This is a genomic window from Cytobacillus oceanisediminis 2691, assembly GCF_000294775.2.
Taxonomy (GTDB): domain Bacteria; phylum Bacillota; class Bacilli; order Bacillales; family Cytobacillaceae; genus Cytobacillus; species Cytobacillus pseudoceanisediminis.
Genome location: NZ_CP015506.1, coordinates 3,857,952 through 3,881,190 on the forward strand (window position 1 = coordinate 3,857,952; position 23,239 = coordinate 3,881,190).

Sequence of the window (23,239 nt, forward strand, 5' to 3'; positions counted from 1 at the left end):
ATTTTCCTTTATTGCAAAACGGAAAAGACGCTCAATTATTCTTTTTGTTCAAAAATAAGGGTGTAGAAATTTTTGAACTTCGAGGACTGTCTAGCTACAGCACCTACCACCTGGAGGTCACAAGCTTGTCTAGTTACGGCTCCTAGGGACTCGGGGTCATAAGCCGTTTCCTTCCAGAAGGAAAAACACCTTCTTACAGGAACCATCTTATGCCTGTCGTCCCTGGGCAGTCGCCTCCACTTTTCGGTTTGTCTAGTTGCGGCTCCTAGGGACTCCACATTTCGGGGACTCCCCCCAAAAAGGCAAAGAACACCTTTTCATGAGGCTCGTCTTGTGCTTGAGGCACACAGGACAATGTAGGCTTCGTCAGCAAAAACATCGCACGACCGAAAGCGAAGCTTTTAGGAAGACGTGGCGTTCTTAGTCTGCGTTCCTTTGTGGGCAAGGCGCTTCCTCTTTTCTTATCACGATCTGTTTTTTTGTCTTGCCCTGTCTCCCTTATATTTTCTCCAGCCTACGTAAGATAATGTAATGATGATAATACTCCCGGTTGAAATGATTACCCACCAAAGGGATGGGTCCGTTTCATCTTCTGTCATTTCATCAAAGATTGTCTGCAGATCATTTTCCAATGCCGCCAGCTCCTGCTGACTTGCCTGCTGAGAAAGCACCTGCGGCCGATAATGATCGATAAAATTAATGCGTGCGTTCAGTTTTTGTACCTTTTCGGCATCAACATCAATTTTTAAACTGGGATAAATAACCTCATATAAAGACAAAAAGGAATTCAAATGTGAATGAAAGTTCTCGTTATTGCCTCTGTATGCCGCTTCCTTAACTTCTCCAAATACAGTCATAATCGGCTTCTCCATTTCGGTCCACAAAGGCTGATACTTTGAGGAGATTGCATCCATAACCAGGCGGAACTTTGTTGCATGATTCAGCCGTTCTTCATGGCTCATTGATGTATTGACAGCAGCTTGTACAGCATCATCATGAGAGACTGTAATAATCCGGAGTTCGTCCATTGTAAATGGCCTTTCCTTGCCATTCACAGCAACAAATTGCTCGGAAAAATACTCCAAAAGCTTCTTGGCATCCTCATACCTATGAAGCTTAACCATCTGTAAGGCTTCATTAGATAATTGATCTAATTTATCTATTTGTGTTGTCTTATCCGCAGACACCATTCCAGGCAATAACATAATAATGAATAAGAATGCGATTACTTTTCGCCTCATTAAACTTGTCCCCCCTCAAATTACTATTAGATAAATATGAAAAGAGGGACAAGGTTAGACCAGAAATTAATTCAGCCAGCCAGGATATTTCTTTCAAACAAACGAGGAACCAAATCACTCAATGGTTTGGATTAGGACAATCGGAGCACTATTTCACTATATCCAGACTAAACCGATTCTTTCTTAAGACGAAGTAATAAGCGGTTCCTAAGGAAAAAATACTGAGCCAAAATGTAAAGTAGCCAATTTGCGGTGTGTAAAGATTTAAAATAGGGTAGCGCGGCAGCATGAAAAAGACATAATCAATTACATCATTATGAAGAGTCCAAATTGCTGTTAAAACTAGATGCCATAGTTTAAAACGGTAGAATGGTGCATACAAAACACCCTGGACTGCCATTGCACCATGCGAGAAGATCAGCATGAGCGCTACAGGATCCAATTCACCTGTCACCTGAAAAACGAGCAAATTCATAACCACAGCCCATATTCCGTATTTAATAAGGGTTACAATAGCTAGCGCTTCAAACAGCGGCCAATTTTTGCCCAATAGAAAGGCGATAAGCACAAACATAAAAAACAGGCTCGCTGTAGGACTGTCCGGTACGAAAGGCAAAAAAATCGGCGGTGTATCGACAAGCTGCCACTTATACCATACATACCCATAAATTGTGCCTGCCGTGTTAATGACCAGTAGCAGTATCAGCATAGCTCTGCTGCCTAATAAAGGATAGATCCATTTCATATTTTGTTCTCCTTCTCTATGTACACGATTATTTCATTATTTTACCACACCAAATGCCTGTAAAAAAAACCGAACAATTTTTGTGCATAAAAAAGAAGCTGGCAGTGCCAGCTTCTTTACAAATTATTTGCTTTCAAGGCCAGAAATAAACTCAGCAAGCTTTTGAAGTTCTTCATCAGTGCCTTTGAACATTCCCGGAGGCATGGCGCCTTTACCGTTTTTAGCAATGTCAGCAACTTCTTCAGGTGTTAATCCAGTATCAACAAGTGCGGGTGAACCTGCTCCACCCTGAAGATCTCCTCCATGGCAGGAAATACAGCCGTTCGCTTCAAAAATCTTGTAGCCTTCGTCCTCTTTATCAAATTCTACTTCAGCTACAATCTTACCTTGCTGTGCAGCAGCTTCCCAGTCATGGTGTGCAACAGACTCCCAAGTCAGGAAAGTGATGCCGGCAAGAGCCAATAGCATGAAGCCAGTTGCTAAAGGACGCTTGGATGGGCGGCGTTCAGGTCCGCGGTCAATGAATGGCGCAAGCAGCAAAGCTCCAAATGCAAGACCCGGTATAATGAAAGCACCGATTGCATTATAAGGTCCTGAAGCATAGCTGTATTTCAGAAGCTGGTACAAGAACAGGAAGTACCAGTCTGGCAGCGGGATATAAGCTGTATCACTAGGATCAGCAATTTTTTCTAATGGCGGCTCATGCGCAATTGTCAAGCATAGGAAACCGATAAGGAATACAGCCCCTACCATCCATTCCTTTAACAGGAAGTTTGGCCAGAATGCTTCTGTTTTTCCTGGATATTCCGAATAGTCTTTCGGGATATTCGGTTTGCGTTCTGCAGGAACACGAGAGTCACCTACGAATTTCATACCTTTACCACGATGCATTGGGCGATTTCCCCTCCTTTTGCAATGATCAAAAAATTATTTCTTACAACGGTCCTGAAATACCCTGTTTACGAATCATAATAAAGTGGGCAGCCATTAACCCGAATAGTGCAGCCGGTAAGAAGAATACATGGATGGCAAAGAATCGGGTGATCGTCTGAGCGCCGACAATATCAGAATGTCCGGCAATAAGTATTTTCAGATATTCTCCAATCAGCGGAGTTGATTCTACGATCTGGATTGTTACTTTTGTAGCGAAAAGGGCTTTCATATCCCAAGGCAATAAGTAACCTGTCAGTCCAAGTGCAAGCATAATGAAGAAAATGAGCACTCCGACAATCCAGTTTAATTCACGGGGCTTCTTATAAGCTCCCTGGAAGAAAACACGTAACGTATGTAGGAACATCATTACGATTACCAAACTTGCTCCCCAGTGGTGCATTCCGCGGACAATCTGTCCAAATGCAACATGGTTCTGAAGATAATACACGGATTCCCATGCATTTTTAATATCCGGAACATAATACATTGTCAGGAACATACCGGATAAAATCTGAATTACAGTTACAAAAAACGTCAGACCGCCAAAACAGTAAACGAATGCAGAGAAATGATGTGCAGGGTTTACATGCTCTGGAACTTCGTGGTCAGCAATATCCCGCCAGATCGGCGTAATATCTAAACGTTCATCTACCCAATCATAAATTTTGTTTAACAATTATTACGCCTCCTTTCGCGGTTCAGCCTTGCCTAAATACAAAAAGCCGTCTTTTTCTGTGTAAGGAAATACATCCAGCGCTGCAACCGGCGGTGTACCTGGAACGTTTGTCCCATCCTTTGTATAAAGGCCGCCATGGCAAGGGCAGTAGAAATGATCAGGGTTTGATTTGTCAGTATTCCAGTCGACTACGCACCCTAAATGCTTACATACTGGAGACAATGCTACAATTTCACCTTTTTCATCCTTATAAACCCAAGCAGTGCCGGTAACTTCGGATGTGTACCAAGCATCCTGCTGTTCAAATGTGTAATCAACCCTTGTTGGCGTTTCAGTAATTTCAGCCACTTTTTGCTTTGTTGGGATAAAATCACTCTCACCAGCTGCCTGCAATACAGGATCGACCGCAAAACGGACCATCGGCATCAGCATGCCAGCTGCCATGAAACCGCCTACACCAGTAAGTGTATAGTTTAGGAATTGACGTCTAGAAACTCGATTTTTGCTCATACTTTTCCCCCCTCTATTATGAAGTTAAGTCCAACGGACAAAATTCAACACAATATAAAACTAGGACATAACAATGATATATCAATCTTTATGTAAGGTCAATATAATCCTTTGGCGAAACATGTAAATAGGGCGGCTTAACATTCACACTATTCACCATTTTGCCACTTTTGCACGAATAAATTCAACAGCTGCTTCACCTGGTCATCCAGAATGGAATTTCGATAGTTTTCATCCATATGCTCAAGAGGCAGGGATGGCAGCCAAATCAAACCTCCTTCCAAGCGGTCTTCAAGGGATTTCCACATGCTATCTGAAGTTAGAAGGAATATGTGCTTAAATCCCTGTGCCTTCAATTCTGCTTCCCATTCACTCAAGCCGCTGAGCAGGCTTTCTTCCCCTGCTGATTTCAGATAGGCATAGCCAGGAAGCATGATCAGACGTCCTCTGAATTGCCGTTCAAGCTGGACACTTAGAAGCGATATAAATTCTGTCATGGCTACAGACTGTTTAATATCATCACCAAATGATACTGGAAGGAGCGGCAGAACTGCAGTGTCTACATATTGCTTTTCTTTAAGGAACATTTCGATATCCTGTGATACCCATTTCATATCATTCACTCCATTACATATATTTGCCTCCCTTAATATATCATTAATGCTTAGAGTGCTTCAAATCAGATTACGCTATAGGGCGCAGACAAAAATAAGAGCCCTGCTTTTATAAAAGCAAGGCTTAGGTTGTTTCTAATTTATTCAGCTGCTGAGTCAAAATGTTAAAAGCTTTTTTATCCTGCTTATCCAGTGCTTCATCAATCAGCTCAAGAAGTTTTTCTCTTCTGAACTTCTCCAGGCTTTCTGTCAGGAACCTTTCCGCGATCAGCCGGTCCTTTTCATTAATCTGAAGTGTTTTAGGCATAAAGGGATTTTCCTCCATGACAGCTGCATACTGATGGGCCTTGTTGGAAGCATGGAAATTAAGCTGAATGTAAATCTCTTCATCCCTGTTTAAGCGGATATCATGGAAGGACTTCTCCGCATCTGTAGTCATTACATTCTCTTTATAAAAACGGAAAGGAACTTCATCCACACAGTGGGCGGACATGATCAGGCCTCTTGGACAATACTGTGCCTGTTCCACAAAATGCACCTTCTCCATAAGCTGGTCATGGCTCATCAAATAATTGAGAATCCATACGCATTCTCTTCTTTTGAGCTGATAATGGTTTAAAAACCAGCGGATAAAATCTTTCTTCTCGTTGACAGATACAGGGGTCGCCATTTTTGATTCCCTCCTCTGCTTACAGACAAATTTGGCCTAACTGAAATTACAATAAGGGCACCCTACGCTAAAAAAACAGCTTCCTTATTTAATCAAGAAAATCATCAGTAAGTCTTTCCAGAACATCGAGGTACTCTTCATTGCCTGGCTCCAGTTTGATTAATGTATTAAAAATTTCGGCAGCCTCTTCCCTTTTTCCTTCCTCTGCTAAAAAATATCCGTAATCTGAAAGAAAATCAGGCTGCTGTTTAAAGAAAGTATATGCAAGCTGGTATTTGTTTAATGCCTCTGAATATTCTTCAGTATGCTGAAAGGCAACAGCTGAATCCCATATAAGCTGCGGCTCTTCAAGCTCGTTCAAAATATCAGTGATCTCGATTACATCTTCATATCTTTCGTGCTGCAGAAGCAGTCTATTTAAATAAATGGCTGCCTGGACATATTCGGGATCCAGTGCAAGAGCCTGTCTGAACATATCTTCAGCTTCTTTTTCATTGCCATTTTTCAGGGCAAGCTTACCGCCATAGAAAAATAGTTCTTTATTAAATTCGTCCAATTTAATGCCTTCCTTTACCGCTTCAAGGCCTTTTCCAGCCTCTTCCTCCCTCTCATATGCCTGGGCAAGATATAAATACAGTGAATGATACTCGGGGTCCAGATCCTTCAGTTCTGTCAACTTTTCAATTGCTGTACGGTTAAAGCCCGCTTGCAGCGCTGTAAAAGCATAGCTGAATAGGGTATTAATCTCCAGTTTATCAGCAAGCGCTTTTTCGTAATATGGAAGGGCTTCTTCAAATGCTCCTCCTGCGCTGAGAATATCCGCCATTCTCTGATTTACATTTATCCCCGCAATGACTTCCTCTTTACCGAGAACATTTTCGTAAATCCACTTTGCTTCCAGGAATCTTCCCTGCTCTGCATAAAGTTCTCCCAAAGCAAAATCTACAATTACTTCTTCAGGTAATATTTCTTTTGCTTTCAGCAGCTTTTGTTCGCTGACTTCGAATAGACCATCCATTTGATAAAGGTCTGCTAATAGAAGAAGCGACTGCGGAAAGCTTGGATCATGCTCATTTATTCTTTCAAGGACGAGGATGGCTTCCTCTTCATTTCCCAGATCAATATGTGTTTCAGCTAACAGAACGAGCAGTTCCCCTTCTTCCGGATATGCTTCCAGAAGACGTTCATATAATGCTTTTGATTCTTCAAGGAACCCATACTGGAACAGTTCTTCTGCCAGCAGGAACCTTTCTTCATGTGAACCATCCAGCAGTATTAGCTGATAGCTCTCCAATGCTTCTTCGTGATGACCGTTTTCTAAAAGAGTAATGATTTTATTTACTTTATCCATACTAAATTCCTTTCGAATGCTAATCGGCTATTTTAAAGTAAGCTGGCGTACTGATATTAACATGCTCGCCTGACCCTGAACGGAAAACCACTTCTTGCCCGGCTCGTATCACTTTCCCCCTCAGTACAGAAACAGCAAGTTTATCTCTATGATAATGAAACAGCTGTGATTCTTCAACGGTAAGACCTTCTGCAGGTTTTTCATATAAATTATAGCTGATTTCACCACCCTGATGGATATTTCCTTTTAACGGGTAAATTCCTGCTTTGGAAAGGACTGACCGGGATAGCGGTTCGTGTTCATTCAGCTCATTTGGCATGGAAGGGATTTTCTGCTCCTGCATCATTTTTTTCCATAATGTATTAATTCTGCTTTTCTCCTTTTCATTCCTGCTTGCAAAGATTGGGGAAAGCGGGCAATTATAAGGAAACATGGCTTCCCGCAGCCACCCCCATGGTACAGCTTCAAGCTCCTTTGCATCCTGTATTTCAACAAAAACAACAGGAACCCTTTCCCTCTTGCATCTTCTAATAAATGAAGGTGTGAGGAGACGGACAGGAATCTTAACACCAATAATATAATCGATTGGACTGCTTAACAAACTTGCCTTAAAGCATTTCAGGTCACTCTTCATGGAATATTCATGCTTTACAGGTGCGGCTGTTAGGAAGGCTGTACAGCCTTTTAATAGGAACTCCCTTATATAATACTCTTTGAGTTCAATAAAAGGCTTTTCCAGCGGTATAGATGTATCCAGAACCACAAATCCTGCAGCCATAATAAATGCAGCGGCATCCATTCTGGCAAACTGAAACCTTTTCATTTCTGCCTGCATCAGTGAAATCTCATTATTCTTGATCAGCAGTGATGTTTTTATCAGCTTGTCTTCCTTTAAAATATTTGCATTCTCAATAATATAAGTCATAAAACCACCCTCTAAAACGGTCTTATGACAAGCTATGAATTTTTCTCGCAAATATGACTGATTCAATAGAAAAAGAGCTGCAGGAAATCAGCTCTTTTTTAAATGACAAGAATGTCCAAAATTCCGAAGTTTGATATCTATCAGCGCAAGCAGCCTGCCTCCTCGATGTGCCGGGGCGTGCAAGGCGCTTACAGCTTTTCTTACGTCTCCGAAATCAGGCTTTCAAAATGCTCAAAAAACGACGGATAGGATACAGAAATAGCTTCTTTCTGTTGAAGCTGAACTTCCCCCTTTGAAATGGCAGCGGCAACTGCAAGCATCATGCCGATTCGATGGTCCCCATGGCTTGAAACAGTACCTCCAGAAAGGGATGACCTCCCTTTGATCACCATTCCATCTTCCGTAGCAGTAATATCGGCTCCAAGCTTTGACAGTTCCTTGACAACCGTATCAATGCGATTCGTTTCCTTGACTTTAAGTTCTTCTGCATCCTTGATAACTGTTTCTCCCTCTGCCTGTGTTGCGAGCAGGGCTATAATAGGAATTTCATCGATAAGCCGGGGAATGAGCGCCCCTTCGATAACGGTTCCTTTAAGAGTGGATGTTCTAATGGTAATATCTCCTGCGGGCTCGGCTAAGCCATTTTCATATGGCTCAATGCTAATATTTGCACCCATCTGCTGCAATACCTCAATGATGCCGGTTCTTGTAGGATTGAGCCCGACGTTTTTCAGTTTAATCTCACTGTTAGGCACAATGGCTCCTGCAGCCAGGAAGAAGGCAGCAGAAGATATATCGCCTGGAACATGGATTTCCGTCCCTGTTAGCGTTTGACCGCCTTTAATCCGAATGGTATGCCCATCTGCTGCAACTTCCCCGCCAAATTGCTTAATCATTCTTTCGGTATGATCACGCGTCTTCATAGGTTCAATAATGACTGTTTCCCCACTGGCCTGCAGGCCGGCAAAGAGCAGCGAGGATTTTACCTGTGCGCTCGCTACAGGAAGCTCGTATGCTGCCCCGGCCAACGGTCCGCCAATTACTGATAAAGGGGTAAATTCACCATTCTTCCTGCCATAAATCTTCGCCCCAAATAAACTAAGCGGTGCGGTAACTCTTGTCATTGGCCTTTTTGCAATTGATTCATCCCCGACAAGGACTGAATGGAATGGACGGCCAGCCAGGATTCCCATCATAAGGCGAATGGTTGTACCGGAATTGCCAACATCCAGAATAGCTTCGGGTTCATGTAATCCATCCATCCCCTTCCCCATAATTGTGACTTTATTGCCTTCCTGTTCAATAGATACACCCAGCTTTCTAAAGCAGGCTATCGTACTTAAGCAGTCCTCACCAAGCAGGAAATTGGTTACAACAGTCTTTCCCTTTGCAATTGATCCAAACATCACAGATCGATGAGATATGGATTTATCACCTGGTACCGCAATTTCTCCGCTTAATCCCTTAAGATTTGTCCTTAAATTTGCCGGAATCATATTAATCACCCTTTGCTGGTTTATAAAGGTCTTCCCTGCTGAACTATAGACCGATGGTTGTTTCATAGCTTGTATATTGTTCTAAGCAATTAATGGCCCGTTCCCGGTCCTCTTCAGTTTGAAAGCTGATAACCAAAACTCCATAAATTTCTTCTCTTGTTTCCAGAATTCTGATATTCGTAATGCTGATTTCTTCCTTAGCTAAATATCCAGTTATTTCTGAAATGACACCTGGGTAGTCCGGCACATCGACGAAGAGATCATAAAATGCCGGAATTGCGCCTTTTTCTTTTTGCGGCAGTTCATCCCTGAACAATTTTGCACGGAGGAAATACTCAAAAATGCCCTCACTGTTTTCTTGCCTGAGGATTGATTTAACATTCTCCATTTCCTCCTGCCAATCCTCCATTAACTTAAGAAGCACTTCTTTATTCTGAAGCAGGATATCTCTCCACATTGCAGGGCTGCTGGAGGCAATCCTGGTAATATCCCTGAATCCGCCGGCAGCCAGTCTTGGAATCAGCTTTTGTGAACGGCTTGTTTTTTCTGCCTGATGCACTAGAGAAGCAGCCACCATGTGCGGAAAATGGCTCACAATACCAGTTATATAATCATGTTCTTCAGGCGATAAGGTTAGAAATTTTGCTTTCGTCCCTGTGAGCCATTCTTTTAACCTTTCAACCTCTGCCGTGGAAACGTGCTCTTCAGGAGTGAGCAGATAAAAGGCATTTTCAAAAAGCAATGCTTTTGCTGCAGTAACACCGCTCTTATGAGAGCCAGCCATTGGGTGGCCTCCGATAAACGTAATTCCTTTTTCCTTCAGTACCTTAGCGCAGCTGACAATTTCCTTTTTAGTGCTGCCTGCATCCGAGATGATGACCGTGTTTTTTAATTCACACTCTTTTAATATATGTATAATTTTTTGTGTCTCCTGCACAGGTGCAGCTATTAAAATTAAATCGGCGTCCCTTGCTCCATCCTCAATTGTAGAAGAAATTCCATCTGCGACCCCAAGCATTTCAGCAAGGCGTCCCTGCTCTTTATTTACATCAAAGCCGATGATCATGCTTTCACTATGGCTTCTTTTTATCGATAATGCCAAAGAGCCGCCGATCAAACCAAGGCCGATAATAAAGATTTTCCCTCTCATCCTCTCACCGCCTTATTAAAAATAATTCAGAGGCATCTATATGCCTCTGAATGGATATCAAAAAGTATTAATACTAAGAACCCATATTGCCTACAATGCTGCAGCCTGCTTTGCAAGGTATTGATCCATGGCGGCAAGCACACCATCATTCTGTTCCTTGGAACCTACTGTGACACGGACATATCCCTGGAAGCCAAGTGCTTTGCCGGAGCGGACGATATACCCTTTTTCAAGCAAAAATTGAAACACTTCATTTGAATCTGCATTAAAGTTGATTAAAATGAAATTTCCCTGTGAAGGGTAGTATTCCAGTCCATGTGCTTCACAGAAAGCATAGAATTGTTCCAGCCCTTCCCGATTTTTCTGTCTGCACTCTTCGATAAAGTTCTGATCCCCTATGGCTGCAGCTGCTGCAGCCTGAGCAAACTTGTTTACATTGAACGGCTCCCTAACCGGCTCAAGAGCTTTGATAGTTTGAGGATCTGCAATTCCATAGCCTACCCGAAGGCTTGCTAAGCCATAAATTTTCGAAAATGTACGAAGGACAATCAAATTTTCGAATTTCCGGATCAAATCCAATGCATTGTAGTAATCCTCAGCAATAACATATTCATAATAAGCTTCATCAAGGACTATCAATACATCACGAGGCACCTTTTGCAGAAAGGAAAGCAATGAAGATTCATTAACATAGTTTCCTGTCGGATTGTTTGGACTGCAAACCCATACTACAGCTGTATTTTCATCAATTGCAGCCAGCATTCCATCAAGATCATGTCCCCCATCAACTAATGGAATTTCCCTGATCTCGGCCCCTTCTACTACAGCATTATGCCTATATTGAGGGAATGTTGGCGCAGCCATTACAGTATTTGTTTCCGGGCTTAATAAAGCTCTGGAAATCATTTGAATTATTTCATCCGATCCGTTTCCAAAAATCAGCTGATCTTCCTGTATGCTTAAGTGTCCAGCCAGAGCAGTCCGCAGTTCAGAAGCATAGCCATCGGGATACAGCGCAAAAAATGATGTCGACTGATTCATAGTAAAAAGAACTTTTTCAGAGCATCCAAACGGATTTTCATTTGAAGCAAGCTTAACTATTTTATCCAGACCGTATTCCTTTTTTACTTGATCAATTGATTTTCCCGGCTGGTAAGGAGTTAAATCCAACAGCTGTTCCTTCCATTTCATTCAAATCCACCTCTTTTTATCACTTTTACTTATTATCGTATTAAAGCGTTATTTGATCTGCTCCTATATTATCACAAAACTCTCCATTAAGGAGAGTCTGTGGTCTTTAGATCTGGCCGGAGCTGGATGGCTTCACGCAAATATATATGGCAGATATTCTCCTGAGGGACATCTATATTCACATGCATCATTACCCTAATACAATTACGAAGTGATCCTTCAACAGGTATTTCCCTCATGCACATGACAGGAACATAGGTCCAGCCCTCTATTGAACGCATTGCCTTTGCGGGAAAGGCTGCTGTTAATTCTTCCGTAACGGATATGAAAACAGAAGCAACATCCTCAGAATTAATCTTATTCTCCTGAATCATTTGTCTGATCAGCATCTCAGTTGCCTCTAATATCTCAGATTCACTATTCTTATCTACGGTGACGGCTCCCCTCACCCCTCGAATCACTTGCAGCACCTCCCAAAGCTGATTCACCAGCCTTTTTATCTCTTAGTAATAAAGTCTTCCTTGTTTATTTTAAAAATATTGCGAGCTCCTGCAGAATAAAATCATCAGAAACCTGGTGTATAACGGGACTGCCCACTTCTTTCAAAAGAACAAAGCGGACATTCTGGCCTTCTGATTTTTTATCCTGCTTCATCCGTTCCAGCAGTTTTGAATGCGATAAATCTTCCGGGAGATCCGTTTGGTAGCCAAGCTGATCAAGCCAGCACCGGAATTCGTTAACATCAAAACGCAGATCAAGCATTTTATTGCTTAATTGGAGTGCGAATAGCATTCCTACTGCAACAGATTCTCCATGTGTCCATTCTCCATAGCCTTTTTCTGCTTCAATTGCATGACCCAAGGTATGGCCGAAATTCAAGAATGCGCGAACACCAGCTTCCTTTTCGTCCTCAGCAACGATCATGCCTTTGATTTCTATCCCCTTTGTAAGCATTCCGCTTAATTCATCAGAAGGAAGCCCTTCAAGCGAGCGGATGTTGTCTTTAAGACTCAAATAAAAGTTCATATCATGTATCAAGCTATGCTTTATTACTTCTGCAAACCCTGAGCGCACCTCTTTTGGAGGAAGGGAATCAAGAAAATTCAAATCATAAAATACAGCTTGAGGCTGATAAAAGGATCCCACCATATTTTTTCCTGAAGGATGGTTGATGGCCACTTTCCCTCCAACGGCGCTATCATGCGCCAAAATGGTAGTAGGAATCTGAATGAAGGGTATCCCCCTCATAAATGTGGCAGCCACGAAACCTCCCAAATCTCCGACAGCTCCCCCGCCAAACGCCAGAATAAGAGATTTTCGGTCAAGCTTATGTTCCAAAGCAAATGACAAGCATTGATAGTAAACTTCAAATGTCTTTGCTCTCTCCCCGCTTGGCACTGTGCAGACTTTTGCATCTATACCCCTAAGTGCTGTTTCCAGCACAGGCAGATGTATGGCCCGGACCGTTTCATCTGTAATTATCATTAAATTGGTTAGAGCCGGAAAAGTATCTTTAATATATGATCCCAATCCCTCAATTGCTCCTGACCCTATATAAACTGGATAGGTCCTCCCGGGGGTTTTGATTGAAATACTATTCATTAAAACTCCCTCGCAAATTTTCTTTGCTGCTCAACCGAAGCTTTTAATGCTTCGAAACGGTCAGAATAAAATTGATCCACAATAGCTGAAGCCAATTCCCAGGCAATTACATTTTCTGCAACGACTGCAGCTGCAGGTACTGCACAGCTGTCAGAACGCTCTATGCTTGCTGAGAAGGGTTCCTTTGTTTCAATATCGACACTTTGAAGAGGCTTATAGAGGGTAGGAATTGGTTTCATCACTCCTCTGACAACAATAGGCATACCCGTTGTCATGCCCCCTTCTAAGCCGCCAAGCCGGTTCGTTTTCCGATAATAGCCTTTTTCAGGATCCCATGTGATCTCATCATGAACTTCACTTCCAGGCTTCCTTGCAGCCTCAAAGCCAATGCCAAACTCAACACCTTTAAACGCATTAATGCTCACCATTGCCCCTGCAAGCTTTGAATCGAGCTTGCGGTCATAGTGTACATAACTTCCGACACCCGGAGGCATGCCTTCAACAATAACCTCTACTACTCCGCCAATGGAATCCCCATTTTCTTTCGCGGAATCAATGGCATCCATCATTTTTTGGCCGGCATTCTGATCCAGACAGCGAACAGGCGATTCTTCTGTGATTTCCTTTAACTCTTTTAGTGAAGAATAATCTCTTTTGCTTGAAACAACCCCGCCAATTTCAATAACATGGGCTGCAACTTCAATCCCCAATTCAGAGAGCAGTTTTTTGGCAGCTGCACCGGCTGCCACCCTCACTGTCGTTTCTCTGGCTGAAGATCGCTCCAGCACATTCCTCATATCCCTGTGCCCATATTTTAGTGCTCCATTTAAGTCAGCATGGCCTGGACGGGGACGCGATATTTTTCTCTTCACTTCACCCTCATCCTCAGGACTTAGAGGGTCCTGGCCCATAATCTTTGTCCAATGCTTCCAATCATTATTCTCAACCACAAGTGCCACCGGCGATCCTAATGTATATCCATGCCTGATCCCCGCTGTTATTTGAACAGTATCCTTTTCAATTTGCATCCTTCTGCCTCTGCCATAGCCTTTCTGGCGTCTGGCAAGTTCTTCATTTATATCTGAATCAATCAGCGGCATTCCTGCAGGCAGCCCTTCAATTATAGTGGTCAGCTGTGGTCCGTGAGATTCACCAGATGTAAGATATCTCAAAACTCTTTCCCCCTTCAACTCATTAAAGGATTATGTATCAATATAACATAATGATAAATATAAGAATAGATAAAATTGAAAATTCCTATAATATTTTATTTCTTCTTATGAATGGAGCCATTTTAACACGAATAGATATTTACTACAAAACGGAGAAAAACAAAAGAAAGAGGATGTCAGAAAATCATCCCCTATGCGGTTACTTTTTTTATTCTTTTCTATAAAAAAAGGTTTCAGCAGATTCCAAGTGATAGCGGCCTGAGTTAAAAATCTGTTCAGTACTCCCAACAAAGAATATGCCATCTTTTCTTAATGCGCTGCTGAATTTATGATAAAGCTGATCCTTTGCTTCCTCTGTAAAATAAATAAGAACGTTCCTGCATACAATTAAATCGAACGGCCCGCCAAAATCGTCTGCAAGAAGATTTTGTTTTTTAAAAATTACCGTCTTTTTTATATCCTCGGATATTTTAAAGAAACTTCCTTCACGCCCAAAGAATTTCTGTCTCATGGTTTCAGGAACCTCATTAAGCGAACGCTCAGGGTATACACCCATCCGGGCCCTCGCCAGGGCATTTTCATCAATATCTGTTGCAGTAATCTTTATTTGGGATAGCGGCAGCATTTTTGATAAAATCATGGCAATTGTATAAGGCTCTTCACCAGTGGAGCATGCTGCGCTCCAGATTTTCAAATTCCTATTCTGCTCTAATAACCCCGGCAGGATTTTTTTTTCGAGCACCTCCCATCTCTGCGCATTACGGTAAAATTCGGAAACATTTATCGTCATCCTGTCCAAAAAATCATTCAGGAGTTCTCTATCCTTGACTATGCCATTAAAAAAATCTCCAAATGAATTAAAGCCTTTTTTCTCATACAATGAAATGAGCCTTCTTTTCATTTGTGCTTCTTTGTACAGAGATAGATCGATTCCTGTTTTTCTTTTAATATTTAGAATAAAATCCTGATAATCGTTAGCCATTCCTTTTCCCCTCTTATAATAATTGGTGAGCTTTTTGACTTCTATCTATGCCCGCCCAGCCGTAAAAATGAATTCGGTTACAAAAAAAGCACTTGTCAGGGACAAGTACTTTTTTTGAATATTAGTTAATCCATTCATTCATTAGTTTTTTGTATTCCACTTTTTCTTCCTCTTTGAAGAAAAGGCCGATCTCACGTTCTGCACTTGCAGGTGAATCTGATCCATGGATTACATTTTTCCCAACTGTAATGCCGAAATCTCCTCTGATTGTTCCAGGAGCAGCATCTTTAGGATTTGTTGAACCCATCATCTGACGAGCTGTAGCGATAACATTTTCACCTTCCCAAACCATTGCGAATACTGGTCCGGATGTAATAAAGTCAACAAGTTCTCCGAAAAATGGACGCTCTTTATGCTCTCCATAATGCTCTTCAGCAAGTTCCCTGCTGATGCTCATTAGCTTGCCGCCAACAAGCTGAAAGCCTTTTTTTTCGAAACGGGAAACGATTTCCCCGATTAGATTGCGCTGTACTCCGTCTGGTTTAACCATTAAAAATGTTCTTTCCATTGATTCCACTCCTAAAACTTTATGTATAGTGATTTATGTTAATCCACGAAAATATTAACATTGTTTTGAAAATTTAGCAACAGAAATCTGAAAGCGCTTTTACTTAATAATTTCCTCCTAAACAAAATTGCCGGCACCTGTAAAAGTGCTGGCAATTAATTGGCGGATTAAAATTTTCTTTTGCCTATAAATTTTGCAATATCCCGCAAAGCTTTCTTTGACCTGGAAGGAGGCAGCTCTTCGAGAACCCCCAAGGCTTTCTGCAGATATTTATCACTAATTTGCAGAGACTTTTCAATTGCACCGGAGTCTTTGACCAAAGCAATTATCTTCTCAATATCACTTCGTTCAGTTCCTTCGTGGACTCTGCTGATTTGATCGCAGATGATGCTGTCCTCCATTGCAAATAAAGCAGGGAGCGTAATGTTACCCTGGTGGAGATCTCCTCCCGCCGGCTTGCCAAGTTCTTTTTCTGTACCGACAAAATCCAGGACATCGTCAATGATTTGATAGGACATTCCCACAAAATAGCCGAATTTAAAGAGCTTTTTATGTATATCTTCCTCCACATTAGCTGCAATGCCGCCAAGCTGACAGCTCACCGCAATAAGCATGGCTGTTTTCCTTTTAATTCTCCGGAAATATGTCCTTATATTCTGATCATAGTTATACTTATCTTTAATTTGCTCAATTTCTCCTATGCAAAGTTCCACAAGGGTATGGGAGAGAATTTTGTGAGCATGCGGATTTTGTATATTGGTTATTAATTCCAAAGCGCGTGCGAAAATATAATCACCGGTATACATGGCAATCTTATTATCCCACTTTGCTTTAATGGTAGGCTGCCCCCGGCGCAGTTCTGCATCATCAATAACATCATCATGGACAAGCGACGCCATATGGATAAGCTCCAGTGATACCGCTACGTTTTTAATTTTATCAATATCATATTCTCCGAACTTTGCAGCAAGCAAAACAAAAACTGGCCGGATTCTTTTCCCCCCGGCCTGCAGCAGATGCAGGGAAGCCTGATGCAATAGAGGAGACTCAGCTTTAATCGTCTCCTCAAGCTCGTTCTCTATAACAGTTAAATCTGAATTTAAAAATGAATACATCATTTTCAATTTCATTTGCTTACTCACCCAGCTTATCGATCCCGTCTGATCTATTCTCTATCGTTCAATGAGAAACATACAGAACAAGTTATTATTTTTTATTTCGTTCCAATGTGTACTGCAGCCACACCGCCGCTATAAGGCTTGAATGTGACGTTCTTAAAGCCTGCTTCTTCGAACATTCCTGCAAGTTCTTTCATCCCAGGAAAGTCTCTGGCTGATTCCTGCAGCCAGGAATATTCATTAAAACTTTTGGCAAAAAGCTTGCCAAACATAGGCATGATAAAACGGAAGTAGAAATAATAAGCCTGCTTGTATCCAAACAGAGTTGGCTGAGAAGTCTCCAGACACACTGCTATACCGCCAGGCTTTGCAACACGGTGCATTTCTTTTAATACCTGCAGATAATCCGGAACATTGCGAAGACCGAAACCGATTGTAACATAATCGAAGGAATTGTCCGCAAAAGGAAGTTCCATTGCATTTCCATGCACAAGCTCGACTTGCTTCAGTTTCCGATCCTTAATTTTTTCCTCACCGATTTTAAGCATATTTTTACTGAAATCCAAACCTACAACTTTACCGTTTTCACCTACGGCTTCAGCAAGCGCAATGGACCAATCGGCAGTACCGCAGCAAACATCAAGAGCCTTTGAACCCTTTTGAACATTCATCTTTTTCATTGTATCTTTGCGCCATCTTAAATGCTGCTGAAAGCTGATAACTGAATTCATTTTATCGTAGTTGCCATAAATCTTTTCAAATACGCTATGAACACGTTCTTCTTTTGATTGCTGCATATTTTATCCTTCTTCCACAAAAGTTTTAGCCACAGACTGACTATTATTAAAAATGCAGTGAATACGCTGCTCTAATAATTCATTTGCAAGAGGGAATTTCCTCAGGGATTGATCAACTATATTCCTTGAAAAATCAATATATCTATCACAAATGAGAATCAGATATCTCCGCTGCTCAGCAGACATGTCTTTCACTTTTGGGAAAGTCAGCTTTTTCAGGGCTTCAAAAACGACTGAGGTTCCTTCCTTAATGAACTGCTGCTTCTCTGCAATCAATCGCTTGATGAATAAAAGATTGGATATTACCTCTTTCCAAGCTGCCTTGCTGAATGCATCAGCCAGTTTTTCAAATAGGGACGCCTCAACTTTTTTGACTGAATTCATCAGGCTGTCAACTGCATCAGGAGACTTCTGATATAGCGAAATTTTATGCTCATTTACATCTTTAATCCCATCTGCGAAGGCCCTGATCATTTTAATATCATCAAAAGCTGCGAGAATCTTGTAATATAAACCGCTGTAATAAACACCTGCAAGGACAGTGAGCTGTCTATGCTTAAGACCTTTGTCTTCAGATTCATCGTTCTTAACAAGTTCATGGGTATCAAGGGCGATTTGGATAAGCATTGCAGTAACTGCATATTTTTCTGCTTTTGTGTCAGGTATTTCCACATCATTCAGGAAAGAGATCAGAAGCAGAAGCTTGTCTTCATCAATAACAGGAGAATCAATATACCTGAGCAGATAAGGGTGGTTAACTTTTTTCTCAATCTGTTCTTTTATATCTGCTAATTTAATCTTCACATCATGCATGCCATCACCCTTGTTTCCCCTTAGTTTTCTTTTTCAGCCGCGCGCTTTCTCCATGTAAATACTGCGACAAAGAGAACGGGCACAAATTGCCTTACACATCTTATCTATTTTAGCCAATTCATTGGTTACTATTAAAGTAAAACGGGCAAAAAAAAGCCTTTTACCCGGTATCTTGTATTCAAGAGAAATAATCAAGCAGAAACAATTATATCATAAATTACAGGAACATGTCAGGACATTCTCTTGTGAAAATATCCTATCCTTCTTTTCAAAGGGAAGGTTATTTCTTAGCTTCACTTTCAAGTTCCCCATAGCTTGTCATTATTCTTGCATTCCCCCGGATCTTAATCGCGGATGTATGCTCGGTAAATTGTGCAATCATTACTTCTCCCTGATCAAGTTTTTCTGAATGATGGAATCTTGTATCAGAGCCTCTTGTTAACCCTATGACATTAACACCGTCTTCTTTGGCTTTTATCACAATATATTCATTTGCTGGTGGACTTTTCTTTTCCATTTAAACCATCCTTTGCTTCATATGTTCATGATAATTACTTACAAAAAAAGGCTAAAAGTTTTATCTTTCAGCCTTTGACCTTTTTATAGCCTGAACTCCTTCATTACAGAGTTCTCATTATTATTGTTTAATAAGCGAAAGCACTTCAGCCCGTGCTCTTGCATCCTCTGCAAACACACCTCTTACTGCTGATGTCACCGTTTTTGAACCAGGCTTTTTAACTCCGCGCATTGTCATGCACATATGTTCCGCTTCCACAACGACCATTACACCATGGGGCTCAAGCTTTTCCAGAATGGAATTTGCCACAGTAGATGTAATGCGTTCCTGAAGCTGAGGACGCTTGGCAACCGCCTCCACTGCTCTGGCAAGTTTGCTTAAACCTGTTACTCTGCCGCCCCTTGGGATGTAAGCTACATGAGCAACACCAAAGAAAGGTACAAGATGATGTTCACACATAGAGTAGAATGGAATATCTTTAACTAAAACAAGTTCTTCATGATCTTCGCCAAATACTGTTTCAAAGTATTCTTTAGGATCCTGGTTAAGCCCCATAAAAACTTCTTCATACATTTTTGCGACTCGCTTAGGCGTATCAAGAAGTCCTTCACGATTCGGGTCTTCTCCGATAGCTTCTAATATTAAACGCACCGCATCCTCTATCTGGGCACGATTCACTTCTGCCATAATTATGCCTCCTATGTATTAACACTGTGGTAATAATATGTTCATATTAGCATAACCCTTTCATTCAGGCAAAACTGAAACTTCCGTGTCTTTCTCTAATTTAAATATACAGCTCTTTCCCCTGTAGCCAGGGTGATTTCAGATCGGATAAAAAAGAAAAAACCGCGATTATTCGCGGTTTTTAGCTCAAGCATAAGCTTTAAGCACTTGTATGTAGATTATTTAACTGCATCTTTAAGCGCTTTACCTGGTTTGAAAGCAGGAACTTTGCTTGCAGCGATTTCGATTTCTTCGCCAGTTTGCGGGTTGCGTCCTTTACGGGCTGCACGCTCGCGAACTTCAAAGTTTCCGAAACCGATTAGTTGTACCTTATCACCATTTTTCAAAGCATCAAGGATTGTATCGAAAACAGCATCAACTGCTTTAGTCGCGTCTTTTTTAGAAAGTTCGCCAGCTTCAGCAACTGCGTTAATTAGTTCTGTTTTGTTCATGCCTTTCACCTCCTCCCAAATATGGATAAAACCCAGTAAAATAAGATTCCTTACATACATTTGTAAACAAAATTACTGAATTCTATACGTTATGGCGTTTTTTTTGTATAACAAGCCCTATAATAAATGATAAATTGAAATTTTTCAATCCAAAAATCATTATAAACCCTTTAAATATAAGGGTTTCGGCCGCCATAACGGTAATTCTGTTAAAAGATTATCACAATCAAATGCTGTTATCAAGAATATTTCATGATTTAATGGGAATCTTTTCTTCTTTGCAACATATTTGTAATAAGTTGACCTGTTTTTATTACCCTTACGGCGCTTTTTAAAACACTATTTTAGATAATCAATTGCAAATTAAGCAGTGAATTTTTCAAACATTTCCTTTAAATTAGAATAAACGTAAAAAAAGACTCCAAAAGGAGCCTTCATTAAAGAATAATCGCTATTAATCCGCCAGAGCCTTCGTTGATGATTCTTTCTAATGTTTCTTTCAGTTTGTATCTTGCATTTTCAGGCATTAGGGAGAGTTTGGCCTGAATTCCTTCTCTTACGATGGAGCTTAGGCTGCGTCCAAAGATGTCGGAGTTCCAAATTGAAAGCGGATCGTCTTCAAAGTCCTGCATCAGATAGCGGACAAGTTCTTCACTTTGCTTTTCTGTTCCGATGATAGGTGAGAATTCAGATTCTACATCCACTTTAATCATATGAATGGATGGGGCAACGGCTTTTAGCCTTACACCAAAGCGGGAACCATGGCGTGTAATTTCCGGTTCATCGAGGCTCATATCAGCCAGCGAAGGAGCAGCAATGCCGTAGCCGGTTTGCTTTACCATTCTCAATGCATCGGAAATTTGATCATACTCTGCTTTGGCATGAGCAAATTCCTGCATCAGCTCAAGCAAGTGGTCTTTTCCGCGGATTTCAACACCCACTATCTCTTTAAGTACCTCATCATAAAGATCATCTGGCGCATATAAGTCAATTTCGGCTACTCCCTGCCCCATTTCAATACCTGCGAGGCCTGCCCGGTCAATGAATTCAAAGTCGCTGAATTGATGGACCACTCGGTCGACATCTCTTAGCCTCTTTATATCCTTAACCGTTTCTTTAACAGCTTCCTGATAGCTTTCACGAAGCCAGTGATCTTCATGCAGCACCATTACCCAGCTCGGAAGGTTTACATTGACCTCCAGTACCGGGAACTCATAAAGAGCTTCACGCATAACGTTTAGTACATCTGATTCCCTCATGCCCTCAACACTCATGGCCAGGACAGGGATATCGTATTTTTCAGCGAGATCATTTCTCAGGGCATCCGTATTCGGATGATGAGGCTGGACACTGTTAATGATCATGATAAATGGCTTGCCAACTTCCTTTAACTCTTCAATAACCCTTTCTTCGGCTTCCAGGTAATTCGCACGCGGGATCTCTCCAATTGTTCCGTCAGTTGTAACCACTACTCCGATAGTCGAATGCTCCTGAATTACCTTTCTAGTTCCTATTTCAGCAGCTTCATGAAAAGGAATCGGCTCTTCATACCAAGGTGTATTGATCATTCTCGGGCCGTTTTCGTCTTCATAGCCCTTCGCCCCCGGTACTGTATATCCCACACAGTCCACAAGCCTGATATTTACATCCAGCCCTTCTGCAACATGCACTGTAGCAGCCTGGTTAGGGACAAATTTCGGTTCTGTTGTCATAATCGTCTTGCCGGCAGCACTTTGAGGAAGCTCATCCTGTGTGCGGGCACGTTCTGCTTCATTCTCCATATTTGGCAGAACAACTAGTTCCATAAACTTTTTTATAAATGTAGATTTGCCGGTGCGAACTGCGCCAACTACTCCAAAATATATATCGCCGCCAGTTCTTTCGGCAATATCTTTAAAAATATCAACCTTTTCCAAGTGATCCCCTCCTGAAATCTTGAGTTAATGGGATAATATTATCCTATCTATTATGTTTGGACATTATATGTGTATGATGTTGTCCTACATTGTTATGACAGTTTTTTAAAATTTTTACCCCCTATCAGGAATGTGCATTGCACCTGCCAGCCCAGCTGGAAATCTCCAAACCAATGACAGTCTGAAATGGACAGCTTACCATTCCAAATTTCCTTTTTTATTTTCAAACTCCCCTTACTCTTTATTCCTTTACCTTTATGCTTATAGTCAATAGTTGAAGAGTGGCTATAAAAGTATATAAAAAAATAACCCTTCTCCTACAATATATTTTGCAGGAGAAGGGTTATGACTATTTCACCAAAAAGATTGGATCATTTGTGGCGGGATCGATTGTGTAAGGCAGGGAATAGGCAGGAACAAAATCAGAATCCTCTACAAGAAGATCTCTAATATCTTCTCCAGGTTTAGGCTTGTTTTCCTTATTCTCCAATGCCTGATATAAATCAGCCCGATAATCCACGTATACCTCTGCATTGCCGGTAACAACATACGGGAGGCTCTGGCCGCTGTATGGACTGAGGGCTTTAGGTTCTTCCTTAAACCCTAATTTTTTGAAATCCATCGTAAAGACATTTTCTGCTATCTGCTCTTTATATGGCGGGAACCCATGTGCCTTAACCCTCAGGTTAATATCCCTTATAGTTTCAGCAATTCTTAAATCAAAAATCTTCACTTTTGGATCTGTTTCTGCATCAACGATTACATATTGAAAAACTCCGCCGGATTCAAAGGCATTCCCAGGCGGCTCTGCCATATATTCGGGGGCAATTTTCTTAAAATCAATTGGATATTTTTGATATATAGGGGTCGTCTGATCCTTGGTTTTGATCGGCAAAAGGCCTCCATTTGCTTCCCGATATTGGTCCACTGCCGACTGGACAGACTGAAGCTGATCCTTATAGGCTATCTGATTTTGTGATAATTTCTCTTCAGGATACATACAGCCCGTCAGAATCAAAGCACCGCTCAACAAGAGCAAAAATATATTAAAAGCTTTTTTCATTTAATCAACCC

The 23,239-nt window shown here is 41.4% G+C and carries 25 protein-coding genes; all 25 read right to left on the bottom strand.

From position 1 onward, the window contains the following. Nucleotides 1-464 precede the first annotated feature (464 nt). Nucleotides 465-1,241 carry a sporulation protein YpjB gene (gene ypjB / locus A361_RS19380; RefSeq protein ID WP_009332733.1) on the bottom strand — a complete coding sequence of 259 codons (777 nt, stop codon included), beginning with the start codon at nt 1,239-1,241 and terminating at the stop codon, nt 465-467. 148 nt (nt 1,242-1,389) lie between these two features. After that, nucleotides 1,390-1,986 carry a DUF1405 domain-containing protein gene (locus A361_RS19385; RefSeq protein ID WP_009332734.1) on the bottom strand — a complete coding sequence of 199 codons (597 nt, stop codon included), beginning with the start codon at nt 1,984-1,986 and terminating at the stop codon, nt 1,390-1,392. Nucleotides 1,987-2,109: 123 nt separating this feature from the next. After that, a complete protein-coding gene (locus A361_RS19390) occupies nt 2,110-2,877 on the bottom strand; it encodes a menaquinol-cytochrome c reductase cytochrome b/c subunit (protein ID WP_009332735.1) in 768 nt (255 codons plus the stop codon). A 43-nt stretch (nt 2,878-2,920) separates the two neighbouring features. Continuing rightward, nucleotides 2,921-3,595 (bottom strand): menaquinol-cytochrome c reductase cytochrome b subunit, encoded by a 675-nt coding sequence (gene qcrB / locus A361_RS19395; RefSeq protein ID WP_009332736.1) that lies wholly within the window; start codon nt 3,593-3,595, stop codon nt 2,921-2,923. Nucleotides 3,596-3,598: 3 nt separating this feature from the next. Beyond that, nucleotides 3,599-4,105, bottom strand: coding sequence for a ubiquinol-cytochrome c reductase iron-sulfur subunit (locus tag A361_RS19400; protein ID WP_009332737.1), 507 nt, complete (start codon nt 4,103-4,105; stop codon nt 3,599-3,601). A gap of 149 nt (nt 4,106-4,254) precedes the next feature. Then, a complete protein-coding gene (locus A361_RS19405) occupies nt 4,255-4,719 on the bottom strand; it encodes a YpiF family protein (RefSeq protein WP_019380393.1) in 465 nt (154 codons plus the stop codon). A 124-nt stretch (nt 4,720-4,843) separates the two neighbouring features. Beyond that, the gene (locus A361_RS19410) at nt 4,844-5,389 is read right to left on the bottom strand and encodes a ReoY family proteolytic degradation factor (protein WP_009332739.1); all 546 of its coding nucleotides are present in this window, start codon (nt 5,387-5,389) and stop codon (nt 4,844-4,846) included. An 88-nt stretch (nt 5,390-5,477) separates the two neighbouring features. Then, the gene (locus A361_RS19415) at nt 5,478-6,740 is read right to left on the bottom strand and encodes a tetratricopeptide repeat protein (protein ID WP_019380392.1); all 1,263 of its coding nucleotides are present in this window, start codon (nt 6,738-6,740) and stop codon (nt 5,478-5,480) included. Nucleotides 6,741-6,759: 19 nt separating this feature from the next. Continuing rightward, complete coding sequence (locus A361_RS19420; RefSeq protein ID WP_019380391.1) at nt 6,760-7,665, bottom strand: hypothetical protein; 906 nt, start codon at nt 7,663-7,665, stop codon at nt 6,760-6,762. Between the two features lie 200 nt (nt 7,666-7,865). Beyond that, the gene (gene aroA, locus A361_RS19425; protein WP_009332742.1) at nt 7,866-9,161 is read right to left on the bottom strand and encodes a 3-phosphoshikimate 1-carboxyvinyltransferase; all 1,296 of its coding nucleotides are present in this window, start codon (nt 9,159-9,161) and stop codon (nt 7,866-7,868) included. Between the two features lie 43 nt (nt 9,162-9,204). After that, nucleotides 9,205-10,311, bottom strand: a complete 1,107-nt coding sequence (locus tag A361_RS19430) for a prephenate dehydrogenase (RefSeq protein WP_009332743.1) — start codon at nt 10,309-10,311, stop codon at nt 9,205-9,207. Between the two features lie 90 nt (nt 10,312-10,401). Beyond that, nucleotides 10,402-11,502 carry a histidinol-phosphate transaminase gene (gene hisC, locus A361_RS19435; protein ID WP_019380390.1) on the bottom strand — a complete coding sequence of 367 codons (1,101 nt, stop codon included), beginning with the start codon at nt 11,500-11,502 and terminating at the stop codon, nt 10,402-10,404. Nucleotides 11,503-11,588: 86 nt separating this feature from the next. Then, a complete protein-coding gene (gene aroH, locus A361_RS19440) occupies nt 11,589-11,963 on the bottom strand; it encodes a chorismate mutase (RefSeq protein ID WP_009332745.1) in 375 nt (124 codons plus the stop codon). A 64-nt stretch (nt 11,964-12,027) separates the two neighbouring features. Beyond that, entirely contained in the window at nt 12,028-13,104 is a 1,077-nt protein-coding gene (gene aroB / locus A361_RS19445; RefSeq protein WP_019380389.1) for a 3-dehydroquinate synthase, read from the bottom strand. Beyond that, nucleotides 13,104-14,276 carry a chorismate synthase gene (aroC, locus tag A361_RS19450; RefSeq protein WP_009332747.1) on the bottom strand — a complete coding sequence of 391 codons (1,173 nt, stop codon included), beginning with the start codon at nt 14,274-14,276 and terminating at the stop codon, nt 13,104-13,106. The genes aroB and aroC overlap by 1 nt, the downstream gene beginning before the upstream one ends. A gap of 208 nt (nt 14,277-14,484) precedes the next feature. Next, nucleotides 14,485-15,258: a CheR family methyltransferase gene (locus tag A361_RS19455; protein ID WP_019380388.1), complete on the bottom strand. Its 774-nt coding sequence runs from the start codon at nt 15,256-15,258 to the stop codon at nt 14,485-14,487. A gap of 121 nt (nt 15,259-15,379) precedes the next feature. Next, nucleotides 15,380-15,826 carry a nucleoside-diphosphate kinase gene (gene ndk, locus A361_RS19460; RefSeq protein ID WP_019380387.1) on the bottom strand — a complete coding sequence of 149 codons (447 nt, stop codon included), beginning with the start codon at nt 15,824-15,826 and terminating at the stop codon, nt 15,380-15,382. A gap of 167 nt (nt 15,827-15,993) precedes the next feature. Next, nucleotides 15,994-16,956: a heptaprenyl diphosphate synthase component II gene (gene hepT / locus A361_RS19465; RefSeq protein ID WP_019380386.1), complete on the bottom strand. Its 963-nt coding sequence runs from the start codon at nt 16,954-16,956 to the stop codon at nt 15,994-15,996. 83 nt (nt 16,957-17,039) lie between these two features. After that, nucleotides 17,040-17,741 carry a demethylmenaquinone methyltransferase gene (gene menG, locus A361_RS19470; protein ID WP_009332751.1) on the bottom strand — a complete coding sequence of 234 codons (702 nt, stop codon included), beginning with the start codon at nt 17,739-17,741 and terminating at the stop codon, nt 17,040-17,042. Nucleotides 17,742-17,744: 3 nt separating this feature from the next. Then, nucleotides 17,745-18,554 carry a heptaprenyl diphosphate synthase component 1 gene (locus A361_RS19475; RefSeq protein ID WP_019380385.1) on the bottom strand — a complete coding sequence of 270 codons (810 nt, stop codon included), beginning with the start codon at nt 18,552-18,554 and terminating at the stop codon, nt 17,745-17,747. Nucleotides 18,555-18,834: 280 nt separating this feature from the next. Next, nucleotides 18,835-19,071 (bottom strand): trp RNA-binding attenuation protein MtrB, encoded by a 237-nt coding sequence (gene mtrB / locus A361_RS19480; RefSeq protein ID WP_019380384.1) that lies wholly within the window; start codon nt 19,069-19,071, stop codon nt 18,835-18,837. Nucleotides 19,072-19,191: 120 nt separating this feature from the next. Next, entirely contained in the window at nt 19,192-19,758 is a 567-nt protein-coding gene (gene folE / locus A361_RS19485) for a GTP cyclohydrolase I FolE (RefSeq protein ID WP_009332754.1), read from the bottom strand. 218 nt (nt 19,759-19,976) lie between these two features. Continuing rightward, on the bottom strand, nt 19,977-20,249 hold the full coding sequence (gene hbs, locus A361_RS19490) for a non-specific DNA-binding protein Hbs (RefSeq protein ID WP_009332755.1): 273 nt from the start codon (nt 20,247-20,249) through the stop codon (nt 19,977-19,979). Nucleotides 20,250-20,686: 437 nt separating this feature from the next. Further along, nucleotides 20,687-22,165 (bottom strand): stage IV sporulation protein A, encoded by a 1,479-nt coding sequence (gene spoIVA, locus A361_RS19495; protein ID WP_019380383.1) that lies wholly within the window; start codon nt 22,163-22,165, stop codon nt 20,687-20,689. A 349-nt stretch (nt 22,166-22,514) separates the two neighbouring features. Next, nucleotides 22,515-23,228: a hypothetical protein gene (locus A361_RS19500; protein WP_019380381.1), complete on the bottom strand. Its 714-nt coding sequence runs from the start codon at nt 23,226-23,228 to the stop codon at nt 22,515-22,517. Between the last annotated feature and the right edge of the window lie 11 nt (nt 23,229-23,239).